Origin of the sequence: Streptomyces sp. NPDC048481 (assembly GCF_043200075.1) — a bacterium.
Classification (GTDB): domain Bacteria; phylum Actinomycetota; class Actinomycetes; order Streptomycetales; family Streptomycetaceae; genus Streptomyces.
Map to the genome: position 1 here is coordinate 244,751 of NZ_JBICXC010000003.1, position 22,877 is coordinate 267,627.

Annotated in this window: 20 protein-coding genes; 2 read left to right on the top strand and 18 right to left on the bottom strand. The window is 74.0% G+C overall.

What is annotated here, in order from left to right; translation table 11 throughout:
- The first annotated feature begins 155 nt into the window (after nt 1–155).
- Nucleotides 156–1,100, top strand: a complete 945-nt coding sequence (locus tag ACGFSH_RS11755; RefSeq protein ID WP_393347349.1) for a diacylglycerol kinase — start codon at nt 156–158, stop codon at nt 1,098–1,100.
- A gap of 145 nt (nt 1,101–1,245) precedes the next feature.
- A complete protein-coding gene (locus ACGFSH_RS11760) occupies nt 1,246–1,611 on the top strand; it encodes a hypothetical protein (RefSeq protein WP_393347351.1) in 366 nt (121 codons plus the stop codon).
- On the opposite strand, the gene ACGFSH_RS11765 is transcribed toward ACGFSH_RS11760, so the two are convergent.
- The 18 genes from ACGFSH_RS11765 to ACGFSH_RS11850 all read right to left on the bottom strand — a co-directional run bounded on the left by ACGFSH_RS11765 (nt 1,601) and on the right by ACGFSH_RS11850 (nt 21,659).
- Nucleotides 1,601–2,818, bottom strand: a complete 1,218-nt coding sequence (locus ACGFSH_RS11765; protein WP_393347353.1) for a cytochrome P450 — start codon at nt 2,816–2,818, stop codon at nt 1,601–1,603. The genes ACGFSH_RS11760 and ACGFSH_RS11765 overlap by 11 nt on opposite strands.
- A 215-nt stretch (nt 2,819–3,033) precedes the next feature.
- Nucleotides 3,034–3,699: a response regulator gene (locus ACGFSH_RS11770; RefSeq protein WP_393347355.1), complete on the bottom strand. Its 666-nt coding sequence runs from the start codon at nt 3,697–3,699 to the stop codon at nt 3,034–3,036.
- On the bottom strand, nt 3,696–5,063 hold the full coding sequence (locus tag ACGFSH_RS11775) for a histidine kinase (RefSeq protein ID WP_393347357.1): 1,368 nt from the start codon (nt 5,061–5,063) through the stop codon (nt 3,696–3,698). The genes ACGFSH_RS11770 and ACGFSH_RS11775 overlap by 4 nt, the downstream gene beginning before the upstream one ends.
- A 113-nt stretch (nt 5,064–5,176) precedes the next feature.
- Nucleotides 5,177–5,854: a response regulator gene (locus tag ACGFSH_RS11780; RefSeq protein ID WP_393347359.1), complete on the bottom strand. Its 678-nt coding sequence runs from the start codon at nt 5,852–5,854 to the stop codon at nt 5,177–5,179.
- A complete protein-coding gene (locus ACGFSH_RS11785; protein ID WP_393347361.1) occupies nt 5,851–7,362 on the bottom strand; it encodes a sensor histidine kinase in 1,512 nt (503 codons plus the stop codon). The genes ACGFSH_RS11780 and ACGFSH_RS11785 overlap by 4 nt, the downstream gene beginning before the upstream one ends.
- Nucleotides 7,355–8,560, bottom strand: a complete 1,206-nt coding sequence (locus ACGFSH_RS11790; RefSeq protein WP_393348104.1) for an acyltransferase — start codon at nt 8,558–8,560, stop codon at nt 7,355–7,357. The genes ACGFSH_RS11785 and ACGFSH_RS11790 overlap by 8 nt, the downstream gene beginning before the upstream one ends.
- A gap of 124 nt (nt 8,561–8,684) precedes the next feature.
- Nucleotides 8,685–9,656, bottom strand: coding sequence for an alpha/beta hydrolase (locus ACGFSH_RS11795; RefSeq protein WP_393347363.1), 972 nt, complete (start codon nt 9,654–9,656; stop codon nt 8,685–8,687).
- Between the two features lie 317 nt (nt 9,657–9,973).
- Nucleotides 9,974–10,876, bottom strand: a complete 903-nt coding sequence (locus ACGFSH_RS11800; protein WP_393347365.1) for an alpha/beta hydrolase — start codon at nt 10,874–10,876, stop codon at nt 9,974–9,976.
- Nucleotides 10,877–11,198: 322 nt separating this feature from the next.
- Nucleotides 11,199–12,386: a kynureninase gene (kynU, locus tag ACGFSH_RS11805; RefSeq protein ID WP_393347367.1), complete on the bottom strand. Its 1,188-nt coding sequence runs from the start codon at nt 12,384–12,386 to the stop codon at nt 11,199–11,201.
- Nucleotides 12,379–13,224, bottom strand: a complete 846-nt coding sequence (locus tag ACGFSH_RS11810; RefSeq protein WP_393347369.1) for a tryptophan 2,3-dioxygenase family protein — start codon at nt 13,222–13,224, stop codon at nt 12,379–12,381. Before ACGFSH_RS11810 ends, kynU begins: the two co-directional genes overlap by 8 nt.
- 222 nt (nt 13,225–13,446) lie before the next feature.
- The gene (locus ACGFSH_RS11815; RefSeq protein ID WP_393347371.1) at nt 13,447–13,860 is read right to left on the bottom strand and encodes a DUF3151 domain-containing protein; all 414 of its coding nucleotides are present in this window, start codon (nt 13,858–13,860) and stop codon (nt 13,447–13,449) included.
- Between the two features lie 100 nt (nt 13,861–13,960).
- A complete protein-coding gene (locus ACGFSH_RS11820) occupies nt 13,961–15,484 on the bottom strand; it encodes an MFS transporter (RefSeq protein ID WP_393347373.1) in 1,524 nt (507 codons plus the stop codon).
- Between the two features lie 89 nt (nt 15,485–15,573).
- Nucleotides 15,574–16,605, bottom strand: a complete 1,032-nt coding sequence (gene fbaA / locus ACGFSH_RS11825; protein ID WP_393347375.1) for a class II fructose-bisphosphate aldolase — start codon at nt 16,603–16,605, stop codon at nt 15,574–15,576.
- A 215-nt stretch (nt 16,606–16,820) separates the two neighbouring features.
- Complete coding sequence (gene pyrE, locus ACGFSH_RS11830) at nt 16,821–17,369, bottom strand: orotate phosphoribosyltransferase (RefSeq protein WP_393347377.1); 549 nt, start codon at nt 17,367–17,369, stop codon at nt 16,821–16,823.
- Between the two features lie 22 nt (nt 17,370–17,391).
- Nucleotides 17,392–18,201 (bottom strand): aldose 1-epimerase, encoded by an 810-nt coding sequence (locus tag ACGFSH_RS11835; RefSeq protein ID WP_393347379.1) that lies wholly within the window; start codon nt 18,199–18,201, stop codon nt 17,392–17,394.
- 138 nt (nt 18,202–18,339) lie between these two features.
- Nucleotides 18,340–19,284, bottom strand: a complete 945-nt coding sequence (locus ACGFSH_RS11840) for an SRPBCC domain-containing protein (protein ID WP_393347380.1) — start codon at nt 19,282–19,284, stop codon at nt 18,340–18,342.
- Nucleotides 19,285–19,382: 98 nt separating this feature from the next.
- Complete coding sequence (locus ACGFSH_RS11845; RefSeq protein WP_393347382.1) at nt 19,383–21,020, bottom strand: polyamine aminopropyltransferase; 1,638 nt, start codon at nt 21,018–21,020, stop codon at nt 19,383–19,385.
- 99 nt (nt 21,021–21,119) lie between these two features.
- Entirely contained in the window at nt 21,120–21,659 is a 540-nt protein-coding gene (locus ACGFSH_RS11850; protein ID WP_393347384.1) for a DUF2617 family protein, read from the bottom strand.
- Nucleotides 21,660–22,877: the final 1,218 nt, after the last annotated feature.

The following is a 22,877-nucleotide window of genomic DNA, read 5'->3' on the forward strand; positions in this document are numbered from 1 at the left end:
ATGGATCGTTCCACCGCCCACACCGCACGCACCGCGACCGAGGTCGGCCGCCGCTCGTCGGACCCGGATGCCCCGGAATAGACGAAGCCCCTGGCGCAATAGCGCAAGGGGCTCTTGCACAAAGATGCTACCCGAGGAAGCGAGGCAGGACCGAGGTGGCGACTTCTCCGACGTCCGGACAGCTGCTGGTGATCATCGATCCGGTCGCCCGGCGTACGGACGGGGAGTCCGTACGGATCGCGAAAGACGTGCTCAGCGCGGGTGCGACGAGCACCAAGGTGTGCCTGCCGGACGGCCCGGAGGAATTCGCCCGCGCGCTGGCCCGGCGGGGTTCGCGACGGCCGGTGGTCATCGGGGACGACCGGGCGCTGACCCGCGCGGTGACCCTGCTGCACCGGCAGCGGGCGCTCACCGCGTGCGTGCTCTCGGTGGTGCCGGTGGGCGGCTCGCTGAGCGTCGCGCACGCCCTGGGGGTGCCCACGGGGGCCGTGGCCGCCGCCCGGGCCGTCCTGGACGGCGCCGAGCGGCGCCTGGACATGCTGGTGGACGACAGCGACGGTGTGGTCCTGGGATCGCTGCGGATCCCCGCGCCCCCGGCGGCGGGCGACGCCCTGCCGTCGGATCCGTCCGATCCGTCGGATTCACCGGATTCGTCGGGGCCGCCCTGGCTGCGGTCGCTGGTCCGCACGCTCGTCCCGGCCCGCACCTACCGCTCCGTGCGCCACTCGCACCCCTCGCGGCACTCCTCGCGCCACTCCCTGCCGTCCTGGCCCTCCCGGACGGTCGCCGCCCCTCCGCCGCCCGGCCCGGCCCGGCTGCGGGTCGAGGTGGACGGGGCGACGCTGGTCGACCTGGACCAGCCGGTGGAGACGGTGTCCGTGACGCCGGGCGCCCCGGGGACCGGAGGGACCGTGGAGGTCGTGGTGCGGCCGTCGTCGGTCGGTGCGGAGGCGGCGCCGCTCCAGGCGTACGGCCGCACGGTGACCGTCTCGGGGGCCGACTTCCACTACCGCGCGGACGCCGCGGCAGCCGGACCGGTACGGCGCCGGACATGGACCGTACGGGAAGGCGCCCTGGGGCTGATGCTGCCCGAGCGGTGAACGGTGCTGGCACTTGACGCTGGTCCTGCGGGCCGGTGCCGGTGCTTGACGCTCGTGCTGGGGGCCGGTGCTGGTGCCGGGGGCCGGTGCTGGTGCTCGGGCTTGTGGTGGATCCGGCGCTCGTGGTGGCTGCGGCCGTGTGGCGGTGGTTTCGCGTCATGGCGGCCGTGGCGCCGGCCGTCGGCGAACCGGGGCGGAGGCCGGGGCGTCTGTCCGTGCATGGGGCGAGGAGCGGTGGGGGCGCGGCGGGTGCGCGGTCTCGGCGGCGGGCGCGCTGACGGCCGTCTCCCTGGGGGTCTCCCCGGACCGCGCGCGGATCCACCTGGGCGACGGCGTCGAACGGCAGGGCATGGAGCTCGGCGTGCTGTTCACCGAGCTTCCGCCGGTGTTCCTCGCGGGAGCCGCCCTGCCGCTCCTCGCCCACGCGGCCATCGCCGGCCTGCTCCACAACCGGCAGGAACGGCGGGACCGGCACCGGGGGGCCGCTCCCGCCCGGCTGGTCAGACGGTGACGGGTAGGCCCTCCAGACCCCGGATCACGAAGTTCGGCTTGCGACGCGGCTCCGCCGCCAGTGCCAGCGTCGGGGCCCGCTCCAGCAAGGCCGTCATGGAGGCCGCCAGCTCGATGCGGGCCAGGGGCGCGCCGATGCAGTAGTGGATGCCCGCGCTGAAGGAGATGTGCGGGTTGTCGGCCCGGGCGAGATCGAGCCGCTCCGGCTCGGCGAAGACCGCGGGATCATGGTTCGCCGAACCGAAGAGCATCGCGATCTCGGCCCCCCGCGGCACGACCGTCCCGTCGATCTCGATGTCGTCCAGCACCCAGCGCTCGAACAGCTGGAGCGGCGTGTCGAACCGCATCAGCTCCTCGACCGCGGAGGGGACGAGCGAGTGGTCCGCCCGCAGCGCCGCCAGCTGCTCCGGGTGCCGCAGCAGCGTCCACCAGCCGTTCACCGTGGCGTTGACGGTCGCCTCGTGACCGGCGTTCAGCAGCAGCACGGCCGTCGAGATCAGCTCCTGCTCGGTGAGCCGGTCGCCCTCGTCGTGCGCGGCGATCAGACCCGACATGAGGTCCTCCCCCGGCTCCTTGCGCCGGGCGGCGATCAGGTCCCGCAGGTAGTCGGAGAACTCGACGGAGGCCCGCACGGCGTTCTCCGCCGTCTCCTGCGACGGGTTCAGCTCGTACATCCCGCAGATGTCCGCCGACCAGGGCCTGAGCGGCGCCCGGTCCGACTCCGGGATCCCGAGCATCTCCGCGATCACCGCGACGGGCAGCGGCTCGGCGACGTCGCGCAGCAGATCACCGCCGCCCTGCCGCACCAGCCCGTCCACCAGCTCCGCGGCCAGCCGCCGCACATACGGCTTCAGCCCCTCCACGGTGCGCGGGGTGAACGCCTTCGACACGAGCCGCCGGATCCGGGTGTGGTCCGGCGGTTCCAGGTCGAGCATGCCGTGGTCGTTCAGCGTGTGGAACGGCTCCTGCTCGGCCGGCGGCGCCGTGCGCCCGAAGTCCTCGTGCGTGAACCGGTGCTGATACGTCCGCCCCAGCCGACGGTCCCGCAACAGCGCCGAGACGTCCGCGTGCCGGGGCACCAGCCACTGGTTCGTCGGCTCGAAGTAGATCACCCGGCCCCGCTCCCGCAGCTCGGCATAGGCCGGATAAGGGTCCGCCACGAACGCCGGGTCCCAGGGATCGAAGGAGAGGTCGTCGACTGCTGCCATCCCCGGACGCTAACCCCTGAACGCCCCGCTGACCAGGGGTTCCTGGAGAAGCGGAACGGAAGCGGTGCCGGGGGCGGCACCGGACGCGATCCGGACACGGCCCCGGGCCCCTGTCGGGGGGCGCGGAAGAACGGGGCGCTGGAGGGGGCGCTGGTCGGAGTGCTGGAGGAGGCGCTGGAGGGGGCGCTGGTGGGAGCGCTGGAGAGGTGATCTTGTCAGCCCGGGGTGACCAGTCTCGCCTCGTAGGCGAACACCGCCGCCTGGGTGCGGTCGCGCAGGCCCAGTTTCACCAGGATCCTGCTCACGTGGGTCTTGATGGTCGACTCCGCCACCACCAGCCGCCCGGCTATCTCCGCGTTGGACAGCCCCTGGGCGATCAGGACCAGGACCTCCGTCTCCCGTTCGGTGAGGTCGCCGTAGGCCGCCTGGGCCGTCGCGGACAGCCTCGGGGTGTCGGAGAGCTTCGAGAACTCCGTGATCAGCCGCCTGGTGACGGACGGGGCCAGCAGCGCTTCCCCCGACGCCACCACCCGCACCCCGTCGGCCAGCTGGCGGGCCGAGGCGTCCTTCAGCAGGAAGCCCGAGGCCCCCGCGCGCAGCGCCTGGTAGACGTACTCGTCCAGGTCGAAGGTGGTCAGCACCAGGACCTTCGCCGAGCCGTCTGCCGCGACGATCTCCCGTGTCGCCTCGATGCCGTTCAGCTCCGGCATGCGGATGTCCATCAGGACCACGTCGGGGGCCAGCTCCCGCACCCGGTCCACCGCCTCGCGGCCGTTGACCGCCTCGCCCACCACCTCGATGTCCGGCATCGCGTTCAGCAGGACCGAGAAGCCCTCGCGCACCATCATCTGGTCGTCGGCGACCAGCACTCGGATCGTCATGTTCCACTCTCGTTCTGGGCGGGCACCGGCAGGAACACCGTCACCTCGTAACCGCCGGCCGGCGTCGGCTCAGCCGTCATCTCACCGTTCAGCATCGTGACCCGCTCCCGCATCCCCGTGACGCCGTGGCCGGCCCCCGGCGAGGGCTTGATCAGCGTCGGGTTCGGCGGGGCCCCGTTCACTATCCGCAGCCCCAGGCCGCCCAGCACATAGCCGATCTCCACGCGGGCGCTCGCGCCGGGCGCGTGGCGCAGGGTGTTGCTCAGCGCCTCCTGGACGATCCGGTACGCGGACAGCTCCACGCCCTGAGGCAGCTCGCGCACGGCTCCGGTGACCGTCTTCTCCACCCGCAGGCCCGTCTCCCGCACGTTGGCGAGGAGTCCGTCCAGTTCGGCGAGCGTGGGCTGCGGGGCGTCGGGGACCTCGTAGTCCTCGGCGCGCACCACGCCCAGGACCCGGCGCAGCTCCGTCAGGGCCGCCACCGCGTTCTCCCGGATCGTGACGAACGCCTTCTCCAGCTCCGGAGGCGGGTTCTCCACCCGGTAGGGAGCGGCCTCCGCCTGGATCGCGACCACCGACATGTGATGCGCGACCACGTCGTGCAGCTCGCGCGCGATCGTGGTCCGCTCCTCCAGCAGGGTGCGCCGCGAACGCTCGTGCGCGGTCACCGTCTGCTGGGCCGTGACCTCCTCCTGGGCCTGCCGGCGGATGTGCCACACCGTGACGGCGAGGAGCAGGATCGCGGAGAACACCAGCATGGGAGCGATGTTCGTGTAGTAGTGGTCCCAGCTGAAGACGGTCTCGGCGACGAAGCCGTAGGCCGCCGTCAGCAGCCACATCCACGCCGCCGTCCGCGGGCGGGTGCGTATCGCCACCACCGTCAGGACGATCAGGTGGGCGGTGAAGCTGCTGGGCAGCCAGGGCCACGAGCTGTACGACGTGCCGATCACCGCGGTGACCGTGGTCGCGGCGAGCGACAGCCAGAACGCCCCCACGGGCCGCACCAGTGTGAACAGCACCGGGATCAGCGCGAGCAGGCCGGTCGCCAGCGCCACGATGCTGTCCTCGCCGCCCCAGCCGATCAGCATGGCCAGGGCGCCGCCCGCTCCGACCGTCGCATGCCGGGACCAGGCCGCGTACTCCCGCCTCGGGCCCTTCAGCCTGCGCAGGAACCGGCCCTTCGGCTCCTTGCGGGGCAGCGGGCGGTAGGCGAAGGCGTCGTCGAACAGGTCCTGCCGGAGGCCGCGCAGGGCTTCCGCGGCCGCCCGGAACTCGGGGCTGCGCGGCCGGATGGGCTCGAACGAGGCGTCCGGGCCGCCCGGGCCGTCAGGATGCGGGAAGTGCGTCTGCGTAGTCTCGGTCACGTTCAAAACGGTATGCGCTGCCGTGCGGCCCGGTCGTCACCAGTGAGAGGGGTTCTGGCGGATCCCTCTCAAGTACTACGGGTCCCGCCAGGGCCCGCCGGACTCGCCGCCGCTCAGTACCCGGACGGTCTGACCAGGCCCGACTCGTAGGCGAACACCGCGGCCTGGGTGCGGTCGCGCAGGCCCAGTTTCACCAGGATGCGACCCACGTGCGTCTTCACGGTCTGCTCGGCGACGACGAGGTGGTGCGCGATCTCCGCGTTGGACAGGCCTTGCGCGATGAGGGCGAGCACCTCCGTCTCGCGCTCGGTGAGAGCGCCGATCCGCTCCTTGAGCGGCGCCCTGGGCCTGCCGTCGAGACGGGAGAACTCGGCGATCAGCTTGCGGGTGATGCCCGGCGCGAGCAGGGCGTCCCCGGCGGCCACCACCCGGACCGCCTCGGCCAGCTGGTCCGCGGAGGCGTCCTTGAGCAGGAAGCCGGACGCGCCGGCCCGCAGCGCCTCGTACACGTACTCGTCGAGGTCGAAGGTGGTCAGCACGAGCACCTTGATGTGGGGGTGGTCGAGGGTGATGCGCTGCGTGGCGTCGATGCCCCCGAGGTCGGGCATCCGGATGTCCATCAACACCACGTCGGGGGTCAGCTCGGCGACCTTCGCCACCGCGTCGAAGCCGTCCACAGCCTCCCCGATCACCTCGATGCCCGGGTGCGCGTTCAACAGCACGGTGAAGCCCTGCCGGACCATCTTCTGGTCGTCGGCGATCAGTACGCGGATGGTGCCGCCGGTCGTCATCGTTCTCCTTCTCGCGTCGAGGGCCCCGGCCGGTGCTCCCCGCCGCCCGGGTCGTCATGGGCTGGATACGGGCCGCCGGGCAGGGCGGGCGGGCCGTGCGGGTCACCGGTCGCCAGGGGCAGGGCGGGCAGACCGTGCGGGTCGTCCTCCGGGAAGATCAGTTCGAGCCCTTCCGGGGTGGTGCCGGGGTCGTCGGCGTGGTCGGGGTCGGGGGCCACTCCGTCCCTCGGCAGGAACGCCGACACCGCGAAACCGCCGTGCAGGGTGGGGTGCGCGGTGACATGGCCGCCCAGCATGGCCGCCCGCTCGCGCATGCCGAGCAGACCGTGCCCCGCTCCCGGCGAAGGCCGTACGGGGTGACTCGGGCGGGAGTTGGCGATCTCCAGGTACAGACCCCGGCCGTGATGACCGAGCGTCACCCGCACCTGGGACCCGGGCGCGTGCCGCAGCGCGTTGCTCAGCGCCTCCTGGACGATCCGGTACGCCGACAACTGCACGCCCGGTGGGTAGGCCGGCGCCTCGCCCCTGACCACGACGGACACATCGAGGCCGGCCGCGCGGGTGTTCTCCAGCAGGGCGTCCAGACGGTCGAGCGTGGGCTGGGGGGTGTCCGGGGCGGCTCCCGAGCCGGCCGCGCCCAGACCGTAGGGGTCCTCCGGGTTCTCCGAGCGCAGCACCCCGAGCACGCGGCGCAGTTCGCCCAGGGCCTCCAAGGCGTTCTGCCGGATGCCGGCGAGGTTCTCCTTCAGCTCCTCGGACGGATTCTCCACCAGGTGGGGCGCCACCTGGGCCTGGATGGAGATCACCGACATGTGGTGGGCGACCACGTCGTGCAGCTCGCGCGCGATCCGGTTGCGTTCCTCCAGGACGGTGCGGCGGGCTCTCTCCTCGGCGGTGATCGTCTCCTGCTCGACGAGCTGCGTACGGGCCTCGCCGAGTCCCCGCAGAGCGGTGCCCAGGAGGACGACCGCCCCGAACACCGCGACCGCCGTGAAGCCGGAGGGGGTGTAGTTCGCTCCGCCGATGACGTCCTCCACCAGCCACGTCATCAGCGCGGTGGCGCCCAGCACCGAGAAGGACGCCCGGGGACGGACCCGCAGCGCCAGCAGCAGCAGCACGAGGGCCTGGGCCAGGATCTCCGCGCTGATCCACGGCCACGGCGGCCCCGGCAGCGGGTGACCCTCCAGGACCGGCCGGGCGGTCAGTGCCGCGACGACGCCCCCGGCCAGGGACAGCGCCCACGCCGGCACCGGCCGCCACAGGGCCAGGACCACGGCCGCGCCCTGCGCGAAGCCGACCACCGCCGCCAGTTCCGTGCCGAGGGCGTAGCGGCCCAGCTCCTCCTTGGTGGCCAGCGCGACGCCGAGGCCCGTCCAGCACACCGCCACGTAGACCGGAAGCCGCAGCCGGCGCAGCCAACGCAGCCGGGAGACGCCCGCCGGGGCAGGGGCGGCGCGCTCGGGCGACCTGCTGCTCTCCTCGGCGTCCACGGGCTCAACCCTAGGCATTGCGCGCCTCCTTCACTCCCGCCGGATCGGAACGCCCGCGGTGCACGCGGACCACCCGCGACCCGCGGCGCGCCCCCTGCCGGCGCCCCCGGCGCGCCTCCTGACGCGGTCCCCGCTCGAAGGAGTGGAAGGCCGCCCGGCACACCCCCAGCGCGGCGAAGAAGACCGGCAGCCACACCAGCCGCCAGGCCACCCATTCCAGTCCGTCGGGAAGGGTGTGCAGGCCGGGCAGGCGGCCGGCGAAGAGACCGGTCGCGGTGGTCGCCATCATGGCCGTCTGGTGCCACAGGAAGACCGTCATCGCGGAGAGGTTGAGGGCGGCCACCGCCGCCCAGAGCACCGGACGCGCCATCGCCCGGCGCAGACGCCCGCGCAGCAGCAGGGCCAGCCCGCACTGGGCGAGGCCGAAGGCGACGGCCGCCAGTGTGGGCGGGTCGAGGTTGGACACCGCCGCGCCGGGCACGCCCACCATCGACGCCGGGTAGCCGGCCCACCCGACGAGGACCGCCGCCACCGCCGCCCCGCCGAGGAACAGCGCCCATCCCGCGCGGGCGCGCTCCAGCTCGCCCCGGGTCCAGGCGGCGCCCAGGGTGTACGGCACCAGCCAGCCGGCCGCCAGGTTCACCCAGCCCAGCCCGGACGGGCCGCCCAGCCCGAAGCGCACGAGGTCCACATGGAGGACGACGGTCAGCGGCCACAGCGGGTTGAGCCGGACCAGCCACGGGGTCGCGGCCGTCAGCACCGCGAACACCAGCAGGAACCAGAGGGGGGACAACGCCAGTTTGACCACCGTGTGCACGGTGACGAAGGACGCGCCGCCCAGCAGCAGTCCGGCCGCCGTCACCGCCCACACGCCCAGCAGCGCCGCCACCGGGACGAACAGGCGGTGCAGCCTGGCGGCCAGCCATGCGCCGTAGGGCACGCCCCGCGCCCGCGCCGAGGCGAGGCTCCTGGTCGCCGAGTGGCCGCCCACCATGAAGAACACCGCCAGCGTCTGGAACATCCACGACACCGGCGCCAGCCAGGGCATGGATCCGAGCGGGCTCGCGGCGCGCAGGGCGCCGCCGTCGGCGACGAGCGCCGTCACCAGCCAGTGGCCGAGCACCACGCCGGCGATCGCCAGGGCGCGCAGCGCGTCCACGGCCCGGTCCCGCCCTGGCGGCGTGGCCGCGTCGACCCGGGCCGCCGCGAGCCGCAGCCGGAGCACGACGGCCGGCCCACCCCGCTTGCCCCGCGGGCCCCGGCGGCCCCGCCCCTCCTGGCGGTCCTCCCGGCTCCGGAGGTCCTCCCGGCTCCGGAGGCCCTGTCGGCTCCCGCGTGTCTCACGCATCCGTGACCTCCGAGGTCTCGCCGAGGACGATCCGCGCGATGTTGGCCAGCGCGACCGAGCCGGACCGGAAGTAGTCGCTGTGGCCGCCGGAGCCCGCCGCGAAGACGCGCGCGCCGAACGCGGGGGACATCGGGTCGGCGCCGAAGCCGACCGTCGTGCCGAACAGGTCGGCGCTGACGTGCGGGACGTCCGCCACCCAGTCGTCGGCGCCGCGGGCCGCCCAGACCCGCGCGCGGGTGCGCAGTTCCGCCGCCGAGCCCACCCCGGTGCCCGGGCTGCCCAGCAGGACGATGTCGCTCACGGCCGCACCGGCGGCGGCCCGGGCGCACACGACCGTGCCGTAGGAGTGGCACAGGAGGCTGACACGGGCGCCCGCCCCCGTCACCGTGCGCAGCTCGCGCAGGAAGTCCCGCAGGCCGGGGGCCGCTTCCTCGGCGCGGGCCGGGGTGACGGCCGTCGCGCTGATCGTGCCGGGCGTGGAGTAGCCGAGCCAGGCCACCACCGCCGTACGCGCGCCGGCGCCGGACCGCCGGTCGAGTCGCTGCCGCAGCGCGGCCGCTCCCGCGTGGAAGCGTTCGTAGGTGTCCAGTGAGGTGTCGGAGCCCGGGACGAGGACGGCGACGCGCTCGGCGTGCGCCAGGTCGCCGAGCACCTCGGTCACCCGGCCGGGACCGCGGCCGTCGAAGGAGAGCAGGCGGCGGGAGGGGGAGGCGAGGGCCCGGTCGGCGGACGCCCGGTGGCGGTCCCCGTGCGCGGCGGCCATCCGCGACGCCAGAGCCGCGTCGGCCCGGTTCGCCGCGTACGCCCGCTCCAGCGTCGCCGCCGTCACCGGGGGGAGGACGGCGGGCGCGGGGGCCGGGATGCGCGGCCGGGCCGCGGCCGCCGTGAGGGGGACGACCACGGCGGCGATGACGACGAGGGCGAGCAGGGCACGCAGCCGACGCGGTCCCCGCGGTCCGTGCAACGTGTGCGACGCGTACGGGCCCTGCGCCCCTTGCGACGCCTGCGGCCCGGCCTCCCGGTCGTTCGCCCGCTCGTGGCCACTGCCCCCGCCCCCGCCCCGGTCCCGCCGACCCGCCCGTTGGTGCCCGCCGGGCCGCCGCCCGCGCCTGCGAAGCTGCGCCATTCCGCCCCTCCCCCGCCAGTCCGCCCGGCCATCGGGCCTGTCTGGCATGGAAGTTACGGATCACGGCCTGTCGTCCGCGTCCCGCCCGGGAGCTGTCCTGCGAAGTAGCTCTCAGGTACTACGGGTACGACATCTACGGGTTGAGGAGGCCATACTCACCAGGCCAGTTGGGCGATCTCCTCCGCCACCACCGCGCACGCGTCCGCCGACGGGTCGATCAGCGGGAAGTGGCCGACGTCGGCCAGCAGGGTCACGCCCACGACCTCGCCCGCCTTGGCCGCCGCGTCCGCGTACGCCTCCGCGACCGCCTCCGGGACGACGAGGTCGTCGCGGCCCTGGACCAGGGTGGTGGCGATGCCCGTCGGCAGCAGCAGCGCGGGGTCGGCGTACGGCCGACGCTCCATGAACCGCTCGTCCCCGCCGAGGAGTTGGCGGGCCGCGCCGCCGCAGACGTCGAGTTTCCCGGCGACCTCGAAGTCGGCGATCGGGGCGAGCGCCACCACGCCCCGCAGCGGGACGGGGCGGGCGGTGCGCCAGGGAGCGTCGGCGGGCAGGACGTGCCGGGCCGCCGCCCACAGGGCGAGGTGGCCGCCCGCCGAATGGCCGGTGAGGACCGTGCGGCGGGCGTCCGCCTGCGGGACGGCCTCGCGGACGAGGTCCGGCAGGGCGTCGAGGGCGGCGGCGACGTCGTCGAAGGTGTCGGGCCAGCGGCCCGCGACCGGGGATGTCCCCTCCGGGGCCGGTGCGGGGGCCACAGCCGTGGCGTCGGCGCCGCGCCGGTACTCCACGCTGGCCACGGCGAACCCGCGCCGGGCCAGGAAGTCCGCGAACGGCGTGACGTGCCGCCGGTCGTAGGGCGCCCGCCAGGCCCCGCCGTGCAGCACGGCGACGAGCGGGACGGAACCGCCCGGACCCGCCTGGATCCGGGGGACGTAGAAGTCGATCACCTGGTCGGGGTGGTCGCCGTACGTCAGGGTGACGTCGGGGTCGACGGGCGGGTGCGCGAACGCCGACTCCTCCTCGGCGACGGCCCGGGCTGCGACAACGTCGTCCGGCATGCTCCAACCTCTCAGCGGCGATGGGGGTACCTCCCAGGCTTGCGGGCTCTGGGGGAGGACTCGGCCAACCTTTGGCGCACCAGGGGGGATTCGGCCGTTGGCCGGGACGGTATCAGGCCCGTGACGTGCGCGGACACGGGGATGTCACGCACGGTGAGAGGTAAACGGTTCTGCTGTGGCGGCGCCCCGGCCGGGCGGCCCGCCACGGGGTCGCGCTCTCCTGGACGTACCACCGAGTACGCCCAGGAGAGACGGTTCGTTCAATCAACTCGCCTGCCCGAACAGCGCAGTTCCTACGAACGCGGTTCCGGCGCCGTTCCTGTCAGCGCAGTTCCTCCGCCAGCACCCGCGCCGCCCGCTCCACGTCGGCGAACCCGACGTACAGCGGGGTGAAGCCGAACCGGAGCACGTCCGGCTGCCGGAAGTCGCCTACGACGCCGCGCCCGATCAGCCGCTTCATGACGTCACCGGCGTCGGGCGAGCAGCGCAGCGCCACCTGGCTGCCCCGCTCCTCGTGACGCACCGGGGTCAGCGACTCCACGCGCCCCTCGGGGACGTACTCCCGCACGCACTCCAGGAAGAAGTCCGTCAGGGCCAGCGACTTGGTGCGCACCGCGTCGATCGACACCCCGTCCCAGACCTCCAGCGCCGCCTCCAGGGCGAGCATCGACAGGATGTCCGGGGTGCCGACGCGGCCGCGCGCGGCGCCTGCCGCCGGCTCGTAGGCCTCCCGCATGCCGAAGGGCTCGGCGTGCGAGTTCCAGCCGGGCAGCGGCGAGTCGAAACGGTCCTGAAGGTCACCGCGCACGTAGAGGTAGGCCGGTGAACCCGGGCCGCCGTTCAGGTACTTGTAGGTGCAGCCGACCGCCAGGTCCACGCCGTGCTCGTCGAGGCCCACCGGCAGCGCGCCCGCGCTGTGGCAGAGGTCCCAGACGGCGATCGCGCCGGCGGCGTGCACGGCCGCGGTCAGCGACGGCAGGTCGTACAGCCGGCCGGTCCGGTAGTCGACGTGGTTGAGGAGCACGGCGGCCGTGCGCCCGGACAGCGCCGCCGGCACCTCGTCCGGTCGCACAGGCCGCAGCGTGCGGCCGGTCAGACGGGCCGCCGACGCGGCTATGTAGCCGTCCGTGGGGAACGTCGTCGCGTCGACGAGGATCTCGTCGCGGGCGTCGTCCACCAGGCGGACCGCGCCCACCAGGGCCTTGAAGACGTTGACGCTCGTCGAGTCGCCGACCACGATCTGTCCGGCGGCCGCGCCCACCAGCGGGGCGATCCGGTCGCCGATCCGCTCGGGCGCCGTCCACCAGCCGCTCTCGTCCCAGGAACGTATCTTCAGCGCGCCCCACTGGCGGCGCACGACGTCCTCGACCCGGCCGGGTACGGAACGCGCGAGCGCGCCCAGCGAGTTGCCGTCGAGGTAGACGCCGTCGTCGAGGACGAACAGGGCGCGGCGGCCGGCGAGCGGATCGCCGGCGTCGTGCCGCTGCGCGACAAGGGCCAGGTCAGACATGGGACCTCGCCGTCCACAGCTCCGGGAAGACGTTCTTCCGGGCGCGTTTCTCCAGCCAGGCGACCCCGGCCGAACCGCCCGTGCCCGCCTTCGCTCCCATCGCCCGCCGGGTGGCGACGAGGTGGTCGTTGCGCCAGCGCCAGACCAGTTCGGCGACGTCCGTCAGCGCCTCGCCGAGACGCGCGACCTCGTCGGACTCGTCGCCCGAGTACACGGCCGTCCACACGGCCTCGACCTCGGCCGAGGGCTCGTAGCGCCGGGCGAGGTCCCGGTCGAGGACGGCGGCGGGGACGGCGTGGCCGCGGCGGGCCAGCAGCCGCAGCACCTCGTCGTACAGGCTCGGCTCGTGCAGCGCCTTCTCCAGTTCGGCGTACACGCGGGGCGCGCCGCGGTGCGGGACGAGCATCGACGCCGACTTGTCACCGAGCAGGAACTCCATGCGCCGGTACATCGCCGACTGGAAGCCGGAGCCCTCGCCGAGCGCGGAGCGGTACGAGTTGAACTGGGCGGGCGTGAGCTGCCCGAGCGGCTTCCAGGACGCGTTCAGCGCGTCCAGTTCGCGGACGGACCTCTTCAGCGCGTCGATCGCCACCGGCACCCGGTCCTCGCGCAGCGCCCGCGCGGCGGTCTCCCACTCGTGGACGATGACCGTGAACCACAGCTCCATCACCTGGGTCGTGACCAGGAAGACCATCTCTCCGGGATCGTCGGAGAGGGTGTGCTGGAGGTGGGTGAGCACGTCCGCCTTGACGTAGTCCTCGTACGGCGTGGTGCCGGCGAAGTCGAGATGCGGGGTCTCGGGCTCCGAAGCCTCGTCGGGCTGAGCCTGCTGGGACATCGCTGTCTCCTGTTGTTGCTCCGGGTAGCGGTCCGCCCCTGCCGTTTTCGACAGGACGCCCCGGTCCCCACCCGCATCCTGCGCAATACCGGCCCGAAAACGCAAGGTCCGTCCGGTCACACCGGGACCGGACGGACCATCCGCACCAACCGCGCGCGGGAGCACTCGCCGAAGGAGGGCCCGGGACGGAGTCGACCTGCCGGACGACGGGGGCCCGGCTCGCTAGCCCAGGGTCTGGGCCGCCGTCGGGGAGGAGTCCTTCAGGAACTGCGAGCAGCGCTGGTACTCCTCCTGCTCGCCGACCGCCTGCGCGGCGCGGGCGAGGGCGTGCAGGGCGCGCAGGAAGCCGCGGTTGGGCTCGTGCTCCCACGGCACCGGTCCGTGCCCCTTCCAGCCGCTCCGGCGCAGGCTGTCCAGACCGCGGTGGTAGCCGGTGCGGGCGTACGCGTACGACTCCACGACGCTGCCCCGCTCGAACGCGTCGTCGGCGAGCCGGGCCCAGGCCAGCGACGACGTCGGGTACTTCGCGGCGACGTCGGCGGGCGCGGTGCCGCTCGCGAGCAGCTCGCGCGGCTCGGGGTCGTCGGGGAGATGGGTCGGGGGCGGGCCCCCGAGGAGGTTTTCGTGAAGGGACATGCGCCCAGTCTGCGCCATCCGGCGTCCGCCGTCGCCGTCCGCCCACGATTCCCGCCACCGGCCGCCCGTGCCGCCCCGGCCGGGAGGGCGGCCGGTCGGGTCACGGCAGGCGTCTGCCCGTCGGCCGGCCCTCCAGGGGCGGGGCGAGGACGCTGCCGTGGGTTCTGCACTCCGGGCGGCGGCAGTCCGGGGGCGGCCGGCGCACCGTGGTGAAGGCGATCAGCGCCCCCAGCGCCAGCACCCCGGCGCACAGCACCATGGCCTTGCGGAACGCGTCGTCGAAGGCCGTGGCGGAGCGGTAGGCCTCGGGGCCCATGCCGGTGAGCAGAGGCAGCGCGGCCACGGCGACCAGCCCCGCAGCCCGCGCCGCCGCGTTGTTGACGCCGCTGGCGATGCCGGCCCGGGCCACGTCCACCGAGGCCAGCACGGTCGCGGTGAGCGGCGCGACCAGCGTGACCATGCCGACGCCGAGCACCAGGACGCCGGGCAGGACGTCCCCGGCGTAGGACGCGTCCTGCCCCACCCGCAGCATCAGCAGCATCCCGGCGGCGCACAGCAGCGGGCCGGCGGTCAGCGGGATCCGCGGCCCGATCTTCTCGGCCAGCGCGCCGGAGCGCGCCGACAGCAGCAGCATCAGCACGGTGGTCGGCAGGAGCGCCGTGCCCGCGCCGAGGGCGGACCAGCCGGCCACGACCTGGAGCTGGACCGCGCACAGGAAGAAGAAGCCGCCGAAGGCCGCGTACACGCACAGGGTGACCAGATTGACGGCCGTGAACTGGCGGGACGCGAAGATGTCGAGCGGCAGCATCGGGTCCGGGCTGCGACGCTCCACCATGACGAAGGCGACGCCGGCCGCCACGCCCGCGACCGCCGTGCCCGCCACCACCACGGGGGATCCGCTCCCGGCCTCGATCAGGGCGTACGTGACGAGCGCGAGCGCCAGCGCGCCGAGGAAGGCCCCCAGCGCGTCGAAGCCCTCACCGGCGTGGCCCTTCCCGCCCGCGCCTCCCGGATCTCTCGTGTCTCGCGCGCCTGCGGTCCGCGTCCGGGAGGACTCGGGCACGTGGCGCAGCGCCACCGGCACGCACACCAGCGCCAGCGGCACGTTCAGCCAGAACACCCATCGCCAGCCGGGACCGTCCACCAGCCAGCCGCCCAGGAACGGCCCCACGGCCGCCCCGATGCCGCCGAAGCCCGACCACAGCCCTACGGCGCGGCCGCGGTCGTCGGCGTGGAAGGAGGCCTGGATGAGGGCCAGCGAGCCCGGGGTGAGGAGCGCGCCGCCCACTCCCTGGAGGGCGCGGGCGGCGACCAGCACGGCGGCGTTCGGGGCGAGCCCGCACAGCAGGGAGGCGGCGGCGAACCACACCACCCCGACGGCGAACACCTTCCGCCGCCCGTAGTGGTCGCCGAGGGAGCCGCCGAGCAGGATCAGCCCGGCGAGGGTCAGCAGGTACGCGTTGACCGTCCACTGGAGGACGGCGAGGTCGGCGTCCAGGTCGCGGCCGATGCGCGGCAGCGCCACGTTGACGACGGTCGAGTCGAGCAGCGCCATGCTGGAGCCGAGCACGGTGGTGAACAGGATCCACCTGCCGCGGGACGAGGCCAGCCGGACATCGGGCATGGTCCCAGGTATACAGCGAGCCCGGCGTCGTAGACAGACGCCGGGCTCGCTCACACCCGTAATACCCGTGGGGGACTCCCCCGCGGGTATTACTTGATCTTCTGGCCGGCCGAACGCAGGTGCTGCGTGGCCTCGACGACGCGCGCGGCCATGCCCGCCTCGGCCAGCTTGCCCCAGGTCCGCGGGTCGTAGGTCTTCTTGGAGCCGACCTCGCCGTCGACCTTCAGGACGCCGTCGTAGTTACGGAACATGTGGTCCGCGACGGGACGCGTGAAGGCGTACTGGGTGTCCGTGTCGAGGTTCATCTTGACGACGCCGTTGTCCAGCGCGGTCGCGATCTCCTCGGCGGTGGAGCCGGAGCCGCCGTGGAAGACGAAGTCGAACGGCTGCGAGCCGGCCGGCTTGCCGTACTTCGCGGCGACGCCCTCGTTCAGCTCCTTGAGCAGGTCGGGGCGGAGCACCACGTTGCCCGGCTTGTACACGCCGTGGACGTTGCCGAACGACGCGGCCAGCAGGTAGCGGCCCTTCTCGCCGAGACCGAGCGCCTCGACGGTGCGCACCGCGTCGTCGACCGTCGTGTACAGGGAGTCGTTGATCTCGTGGGAGACGCCGTCCTCCTCGCCGCCGGTCGGGGTGATCTCCACCTCGAGGATGATCTTCGCGGCGGCGGCGCGGGCGAGCAGCTCCTGCGCGATCTCCAGGTTGTCGGCGAGGGTCTCGGCGGAGCCGTCCCACATGTGCGACTGGAACAGCGGGTTGCGGCCCGCCTTCACGCGCTCCTCGGAGACCGCGAGCAGCGGACGCACGTACCCGTCCAGCTTGTCCTTGGGGCAGTGGTCCGTGTGCAGGGCCACGGTGACCGGGTACTTCTCGGCGACGATGTGCGCGAACTCGGCGAGGGCGACCGAACCCGTCACCATGTCCTTGCTGTACTGGCCGCCCAGGAACTCGGCGCCACCCGTGGAGATCTGGATGATGCCGTCGCTCTCCGCCTCGGCGAAGCCGCGCAGCGCCGCGTGCAGGGTCTGCGTCGAGGTGACGTTGATGGCCGGGTAGGCGAACTTGCCTGCCTTCGCCCGGTCGAGCATCTCGCTGTAGACCTCGGGGGTTGCGATGGGCATCTGTCCGCTCCTTGATTGTGCGGGTTGACGATATGCGTGCTACGGCCCTGACCTAGACCTTGGATTCGACGTCGTCGTCGGGGCCATCTTTCCAGAGATGCGCGAATGGTCCATGCCTGGTCCGCGTACTGGTCGGTCACCTGGCCGGCGTACCGGTCCGCCGCCGGGAGGCGGCCCGACGGGACGGCGGGGCGGCGGGCGGGGGACGGGGCCGGTCAGTCCAGGCCCAGCTCGTCCTTCGAGAAGGCGAACAGGTAGGGCACGCCGGCGCCTTCACGGATCTTCTGGTCCGCGCCGGTGGCCCGGTCCACGATGGTCGCCACGGCGACCACCTCGGCGCCCGCCTCGCGCACCGCCTCCACGGCGGTGAGCGGCGAGCCGCCGGTGGTCGAGGTGTCCTCCACGACGAGGACGCGGCGGCCCTTGATGTCCGGGCCCTCCACGCGTCGCTGGAGGCCGTGCGCCTTCGCCGCCTTGCGCACGACGAACGCGTCCAGGCTGCGCCCGCGCGCGGCGGCCGCGTGCAGCATGGCGCCGGCGACGGGGTCGGCGCCCATGGTGAGGCCGCCGACGGCGTCGAACTCCAGGTCGGCGGTCAGGTCGAGCAGCACCTGACCGACCAGCGGGGCGGCCTCCCCGTCGAGGGTGACGCGGCGGAGGTCGATGTAGTAGTCCGCCTCCAGACCCGACGACAGGGTCACCTTGCCGTGCACCACGGCCTTGTCCTTGATCTGCTGCAGCAGCGCGCCGCGAGTGTCCGTCATGCCCTCAGCTTAGAGGCGGCCCTCACAGCCGGGTCCACGACCAGGTGGTCGACGCCTCCAGCGGCTCCAGGGGGGTGACCAGGCGCGGAAGCGTGTTCAGTCCGTCCGGCGGCCCGGTCTGCGGCTCCACGCACACGGCCGCGTCCTGCTCGTCGTAGACGACGACCCACTCCTCGCGGCTGGCGACCTTCAGCTCCAGCTGCCCCGGCCAGGTGAGGGTGACGTCGACGCCGCCGGGCATGCCGAAGCAGTCGTCCCAGGGGCCGGGCTCGGGGGCGACGCGGTTGCCGGTCGGCAGGTGGTCGTCGCCGCGCTCCTCCTGCCAGGCCGGCTCGAAGGAGATCCGCACCTCCTGCCCGTCCCGCCCGTCGCCGCCGCCGCCGAGGGTCCGGTTGAACCACGGGTGCCAGCCGATCTGGGCGGGGAACGACGAGTCGTGGGCCTCCACCGACATGGCGATCCGCAGCTCGTCCCCGGCCAGCGTGATCACCTGGGTGACCAGCCCCGGGTAGGGCCAGGGCTCCGCGAGGGCGTACGTCAGGACCACCTCGTCCGCCGTGCGCCGCGCCACCTTCCAGGCACCGTCGCGTGCGGTGCCGTGGATGGCGTTCGGGGGAGCGTTGAGCGGCATCTGCCGTACGGTCGCGCCGTCACGGAAGCGGCCGTCGCGGATCCGGCCGCACCAGGGGACCATCGGGAAACAGCCGAACCGCTCGCCCTGGCGCAGCAGTTCGAGGCCGCCGACGCGCAGCCCACCGACCCGGCCGCCGTTGCCCGGCTGCACGGTCACCTCCGCGTCACCCGCGGTCAGCGTGATGTCTTCGTCACTCACGGGACGACCCTACTGGGGCGGGACAGGGGCGTCGCGGAGCAGGGGTCCGGCAGCGACGGCGGGGACTCGCGGGGAGGGTTCGCGGGGTCCCCCGGCGCGGGTGCCCGCTAGGGTTCGCGTCCCGTCGCGGCGGCGCTGTCAGCCCCGTCGGCGCAGCGCTCTGCCGACCACGATCGCGGACGCGACCACCAGGGCGGCCGCGGGTGCGGCCCAGCGCAGCGTGCTGCCGGGGACGACGGTCTGCGGGGCCGGGACCGGCGCGTAGCGCCCGCGCGGCGGAGCGTGGTCCACCTCCTCCGCGCTGCGGCCGATCATCGTCCGGCGCGCGTGCGCGGCCTCGGCGGGCGGCTCTCCGGGACCGGCGAGGCCGTCCAGCCCCGACGGTGGCGCCTCCACCTCGAAGACGTCCTCAGGAACGTCCTCGGCGACGCCCTCGTGGCCGGCGGGCTCATCGACGTCGTCCAGGTCCCCGGCGTCGTCCGGGCTCCCGGCCTGGTCCGGACCGCGGGCGTCGTCCGCGTCGTCCGCGTCGGCCAGGCCGTTCACGGCGTCCAGAGCCTCCGGGACGTCGGTCCCGCCCCCGCTTCCGGCGCTCCCGCCCCCGGCGCTCTCGCTCCCGGACCCGCCGGTGGCGGGAGCGGGGGTGTCCTCGGCCGGCTGCGCGGTTCCCGCGCCCAGGTTGCCCGCGAAGCGGTTCAGCAGGCGGGCGACCGCGGAGTCGACCGCCTCCGACGGCAGTTCCGTGACCCGGCCGTCCGCCGCCGCCGTCCCCTCGAAGCGCAGCGTCGCGCCGCCGTCGGCGTCGTGCAGCCGGAGTGTGAGGGCGAGTTTCACGGAGCCGCTGCCCCGGGCCTCGGCCGCGTCGCCCTCCACGGTGAAGCCGCCGCCGTCGCGCGGCGAGACGCGTACGGCGCCCCGGTAGGTGATGGTGTGGCCGCCGATCCGCAGCTTGAGCCGCCCCGCCACGGGGTCGGTGCCGGCGTCCTGCTGGAGGCCGGGGACCGCCCGGGCCACCTGCGCGGGATCGGCGAGGGCCGCCGTCAGCCGCTCGGCCGGAACCGGAACGAACACCTCATGCTCCATGAGTGCGGAGCCTACCCAGCATGGGCGGGAAAGCACCCGGCGAAACCGGGATTCCGCCGCGCCGCGCTCCGGCCGGCGGTACGCGCGGCCGGGGCACGTCAGTAGCGCGGGTGCACCAGCGTGGACGCCCGTGCTCCCGCCACCCGGGTGCTCTGCGCGGCCCGCGCGTCGGCCGTCAGGGCCGCCTGGGTCAGCGTGCGCGGGGCGCGCCCGTGCGGGTCGAGGCGCAGGGGCGGGCGGCCGTCGGCGGCGGCCAGGACGAAGCCCCAGTCGCGGGGCGCGCGGGCGGTGTCGGCGGTGCGGTCGGGGCCCGCGGTGAAGCCGGTGGCACGGCCGTCGACCCGGTAGGGGGCGGTGCGCAGGCCGGCCGCGCGCAGCGTCGCCTCGACCGTCCAGAACACGCGCGGCCGGGTGGCGACCGGGCCGGCGTGCACCACCAGGCGGCCGCCGGGGGCCAGGGCGCGCCGGGCGAGGCCGTAGAACTCCTCGGAGTACAGCTTGGTGCTGGCGGTGATACCGGGGTCGGGCAGATCCGCCACGACCACGTCGTACGTCGCCGCGGACGCCTCGCGCAGCCACTGGAAGGCGTCCGCGGCGGTGACATGCACGCGCGGGTCGCTGTAGGCGTGGCCGTTGAGACCGGACAGGGCGGGGTCGGTGCGGGCCAGCCGGACCAGGCCGGGGTCGAGGTCGACGACGTCGACGCGGCGTACGCCGGGATGGGTGAGGGCCTCGCGGGCGGCCAGGCCGTCGCCGCCGCCGAGGACCAGCACGCGCGCGTGGGGGCCGTTCATCGCCGGGTGGACCAGCGCCTCGTGGTAGCGCCGTTCCTCGCGGCCGCCGACGCGCAGCCGGCCGTCGAGGTAGAGGTCCAGGGGGCGGCCGCCGTCGCCGCCGGTGAGGACGATCTCCTGGACGCCGGTCTGCACCGCCACCCGCACGTCGTCGCCGTAGACCGCCTGCCGCGCGGCCCGTTCGAAGTCGTCGACGAGGACGGCGGCGGAGCCGAGGACGCCGAGGGCGGTGATGTTGGCGACGAGCAGGAGGCAGCGGGCCCGGCAGGTGAGGTCGCGGCGGAACAGGCCGAGGACCAGGGCGGCCCCCGCCACGACGTTGACGGCGCCGGTCAGCAGCGAACTCGTCAACTGGCCGAGGAACGGCAGCAGCAGGAAGGGAAAGGCGAGACCGCCCACGAGCGCGCCCACGTAGTCCGCGGCGAACAGGTCGGCCACCGCGCCGCCCGCGTCCTGGCGGCGGACGCGCTGGATGAGCTCCATGAGCAGCGGCACCTCGGCGCCGATGAGCAGGCCGATGGCCAGGGAGAACGCGACGAGCAGGACGCGAGGGCCGTTGGCCCACAGGCCGCCCCACGCGCCCGTCCAGGCGAACACCGCGTACAGGGCCATGGCGCTGCACCCGCCGACCAGCGCGAGGGACGCCTCCAGCGCGCCGAAGCCGGCCGCGGCGAACCGGCGCAGCCGCTTGGCGGCGAGGGAGCCGATGCCCATCGCGAAGACCATGACGGACAGCACGACGGACGCCTGGGTGACGGAGTCGCCCATCAAGTAGGAGGCGAGCGCGACGAGTTCCAGTTCGTAGACGAGACCGCACGCGGCGCAGACGAAGACGCACGCCAGGACCAGGAACCGCCCGGTGTCCGGCCGGACGGGGAGCCGCGCGGGGCCCCGCCAGGACGGCGGGGCGCCGGGTGGCGCTGGGGCGTGCGCTTCGATCACGACTGCGACGTTACGTTACGGTGCGGGCACCCTACGTCACCCACACGTGTGAACTCCCGGGCTGTCTGCGGCTCTGTGCGTTTAGGCCGCTCGGGTCGCTCATGTCGCCGTCAGCGGGACGGGTTCGCCCGAGCGGGCCCGGATGCCCACTCTGGTGCGCGTCGCCACCAGCTGGCCGTCCTGCGGATAGGCGTGCCACGTGCGCCAGTTCACCTGTCCTTCCTGCCGTTGGACGAGGAGCGCGGTGAACGCGTGCGGGCTGCCCGGGAAGACGCCGGCCAGGCCGTGCGGGTGTTCGGAGACGAGGGCGAGGAGTTCCTGGGCGCGGCCCGCGAACTGGCCCGGCGAGAGCACCTCGACGCGGGCCGCGAACTCGTACTCCCACTCGCCCACGCGTTTGGCGACGCCCAGGGGGAGGGGGGTGCTGCTGCCGGGGATGCAGGCCACCGTCTCCGAGCAACAGCCCTCATCCTGCTCCAGCAGCACCTGGTGCGAGGCGCCGAGCAGTCTCAACTGCAGCTTGGCGGCTGACAGTTCGAGGTCGAGCGTGGCGAGGGCGGGCAACGGCTCGCGCCCCAGGGCCCAGGCGAGATCGGCCGCGCGCGTGTCGGTGTAGGAGGTGTTCAGGGTCGTGAGCATGGGTCGGCTCCGCGGAGAAGCAGAAGATGAGGAGTGGGTCCGGCGCACCCAGGACGACACCGGGAGACGGCCCCGGTCAGCCCGGTCTGGGAGTGTCGTTCGCTCGGGACGTCCGAAGAGGGTCCGAGGGGCTGCGTCGGTGTTTAGAGGGAATCATGAACTGCGGAGCCGCCACAGCGTTTTTACCCAACTTCGTGGGGTTTCCATCCCTCGGGGGGCTACACAGCTCAATTGTTCAACTATGGCGTGCGCCGAGCGATGCGGCGTGCGCCCACGCGCCCCACATGAAAGCCGGGGACGCGGGTACACGCACCGGCCGCCCCCGGCCGGAAGCGACGGCGGGGCCCGTGACGGGCCCTTGGTAGGCCCATGGGGGCTCACCCCCGGCCCGAGAACGCAGCGCGTCTTCGTCACCCCCGGCCCGGGAACGCAGCGCGTCCTCGGGCCGCCGCCGACCGCGGGGCCCGTGGTCGGCGGCGGGCCCCGCGGTCCGGATGCGGCTTCCCCGCGGGGAGCTCAGCTGCCCCGTGTCAGCTGCCTCCGCCGCATCCGCCGCCTCCTCCGCAGGAGGAACCGCCCCCGCAGGAGGACCCGCCTCCGCAGGAGTGGCCTCCGCCGCAGGAGTGGCCTCCGTGGCCACCGTGATGGCCCCCGTGGTGGCCCCCTCCGGAGCCGCTGTCCCCACCGGCCCACCAGCTGCCGGCGGCGGCCCCGCCGCCGGACGTGCCGTGCCCGCGGCCGCCGCGACGCGGCTTCCCGCCACCGCCGCGCTTCGCGGCGTTGATGAGCACGGCCAGCACGAACACGCACGCGATCATCGCCAGGACGATGCCGAAGACCATGGCGTCATCCTCCTTCCGAGTCCCCCGAAGCAGCCCTCCGTGGGCGCCTCGCGCGGTGCCTGAGCGCCACGTGACCGGGGGATGCCCGTCCGCCTGAGCGGCCAAAGCAGAGTTGAGCAAATTCAGAGGGTTCCGCGCGGAGAAACATCTCTGACCTGCGCAGAAGGATGGTCCGGGGACGATGGCCGCCGGGCGAAAACCGGTTGAGCGGCGTCGCCGGGCGCCGCTACCTTGCTGCCGGACGAAGTCGCCCAGGCAAGGACGTGGCCGTTGTACACCGTGTGAGACCTCCCGAGCGCTGATCGGTCGCGCGTCGCATCCGTGCGCCGCGCTGCTTTTTGCTGCGGACTTCTCACTGGAAATCGGTGTACCTCTG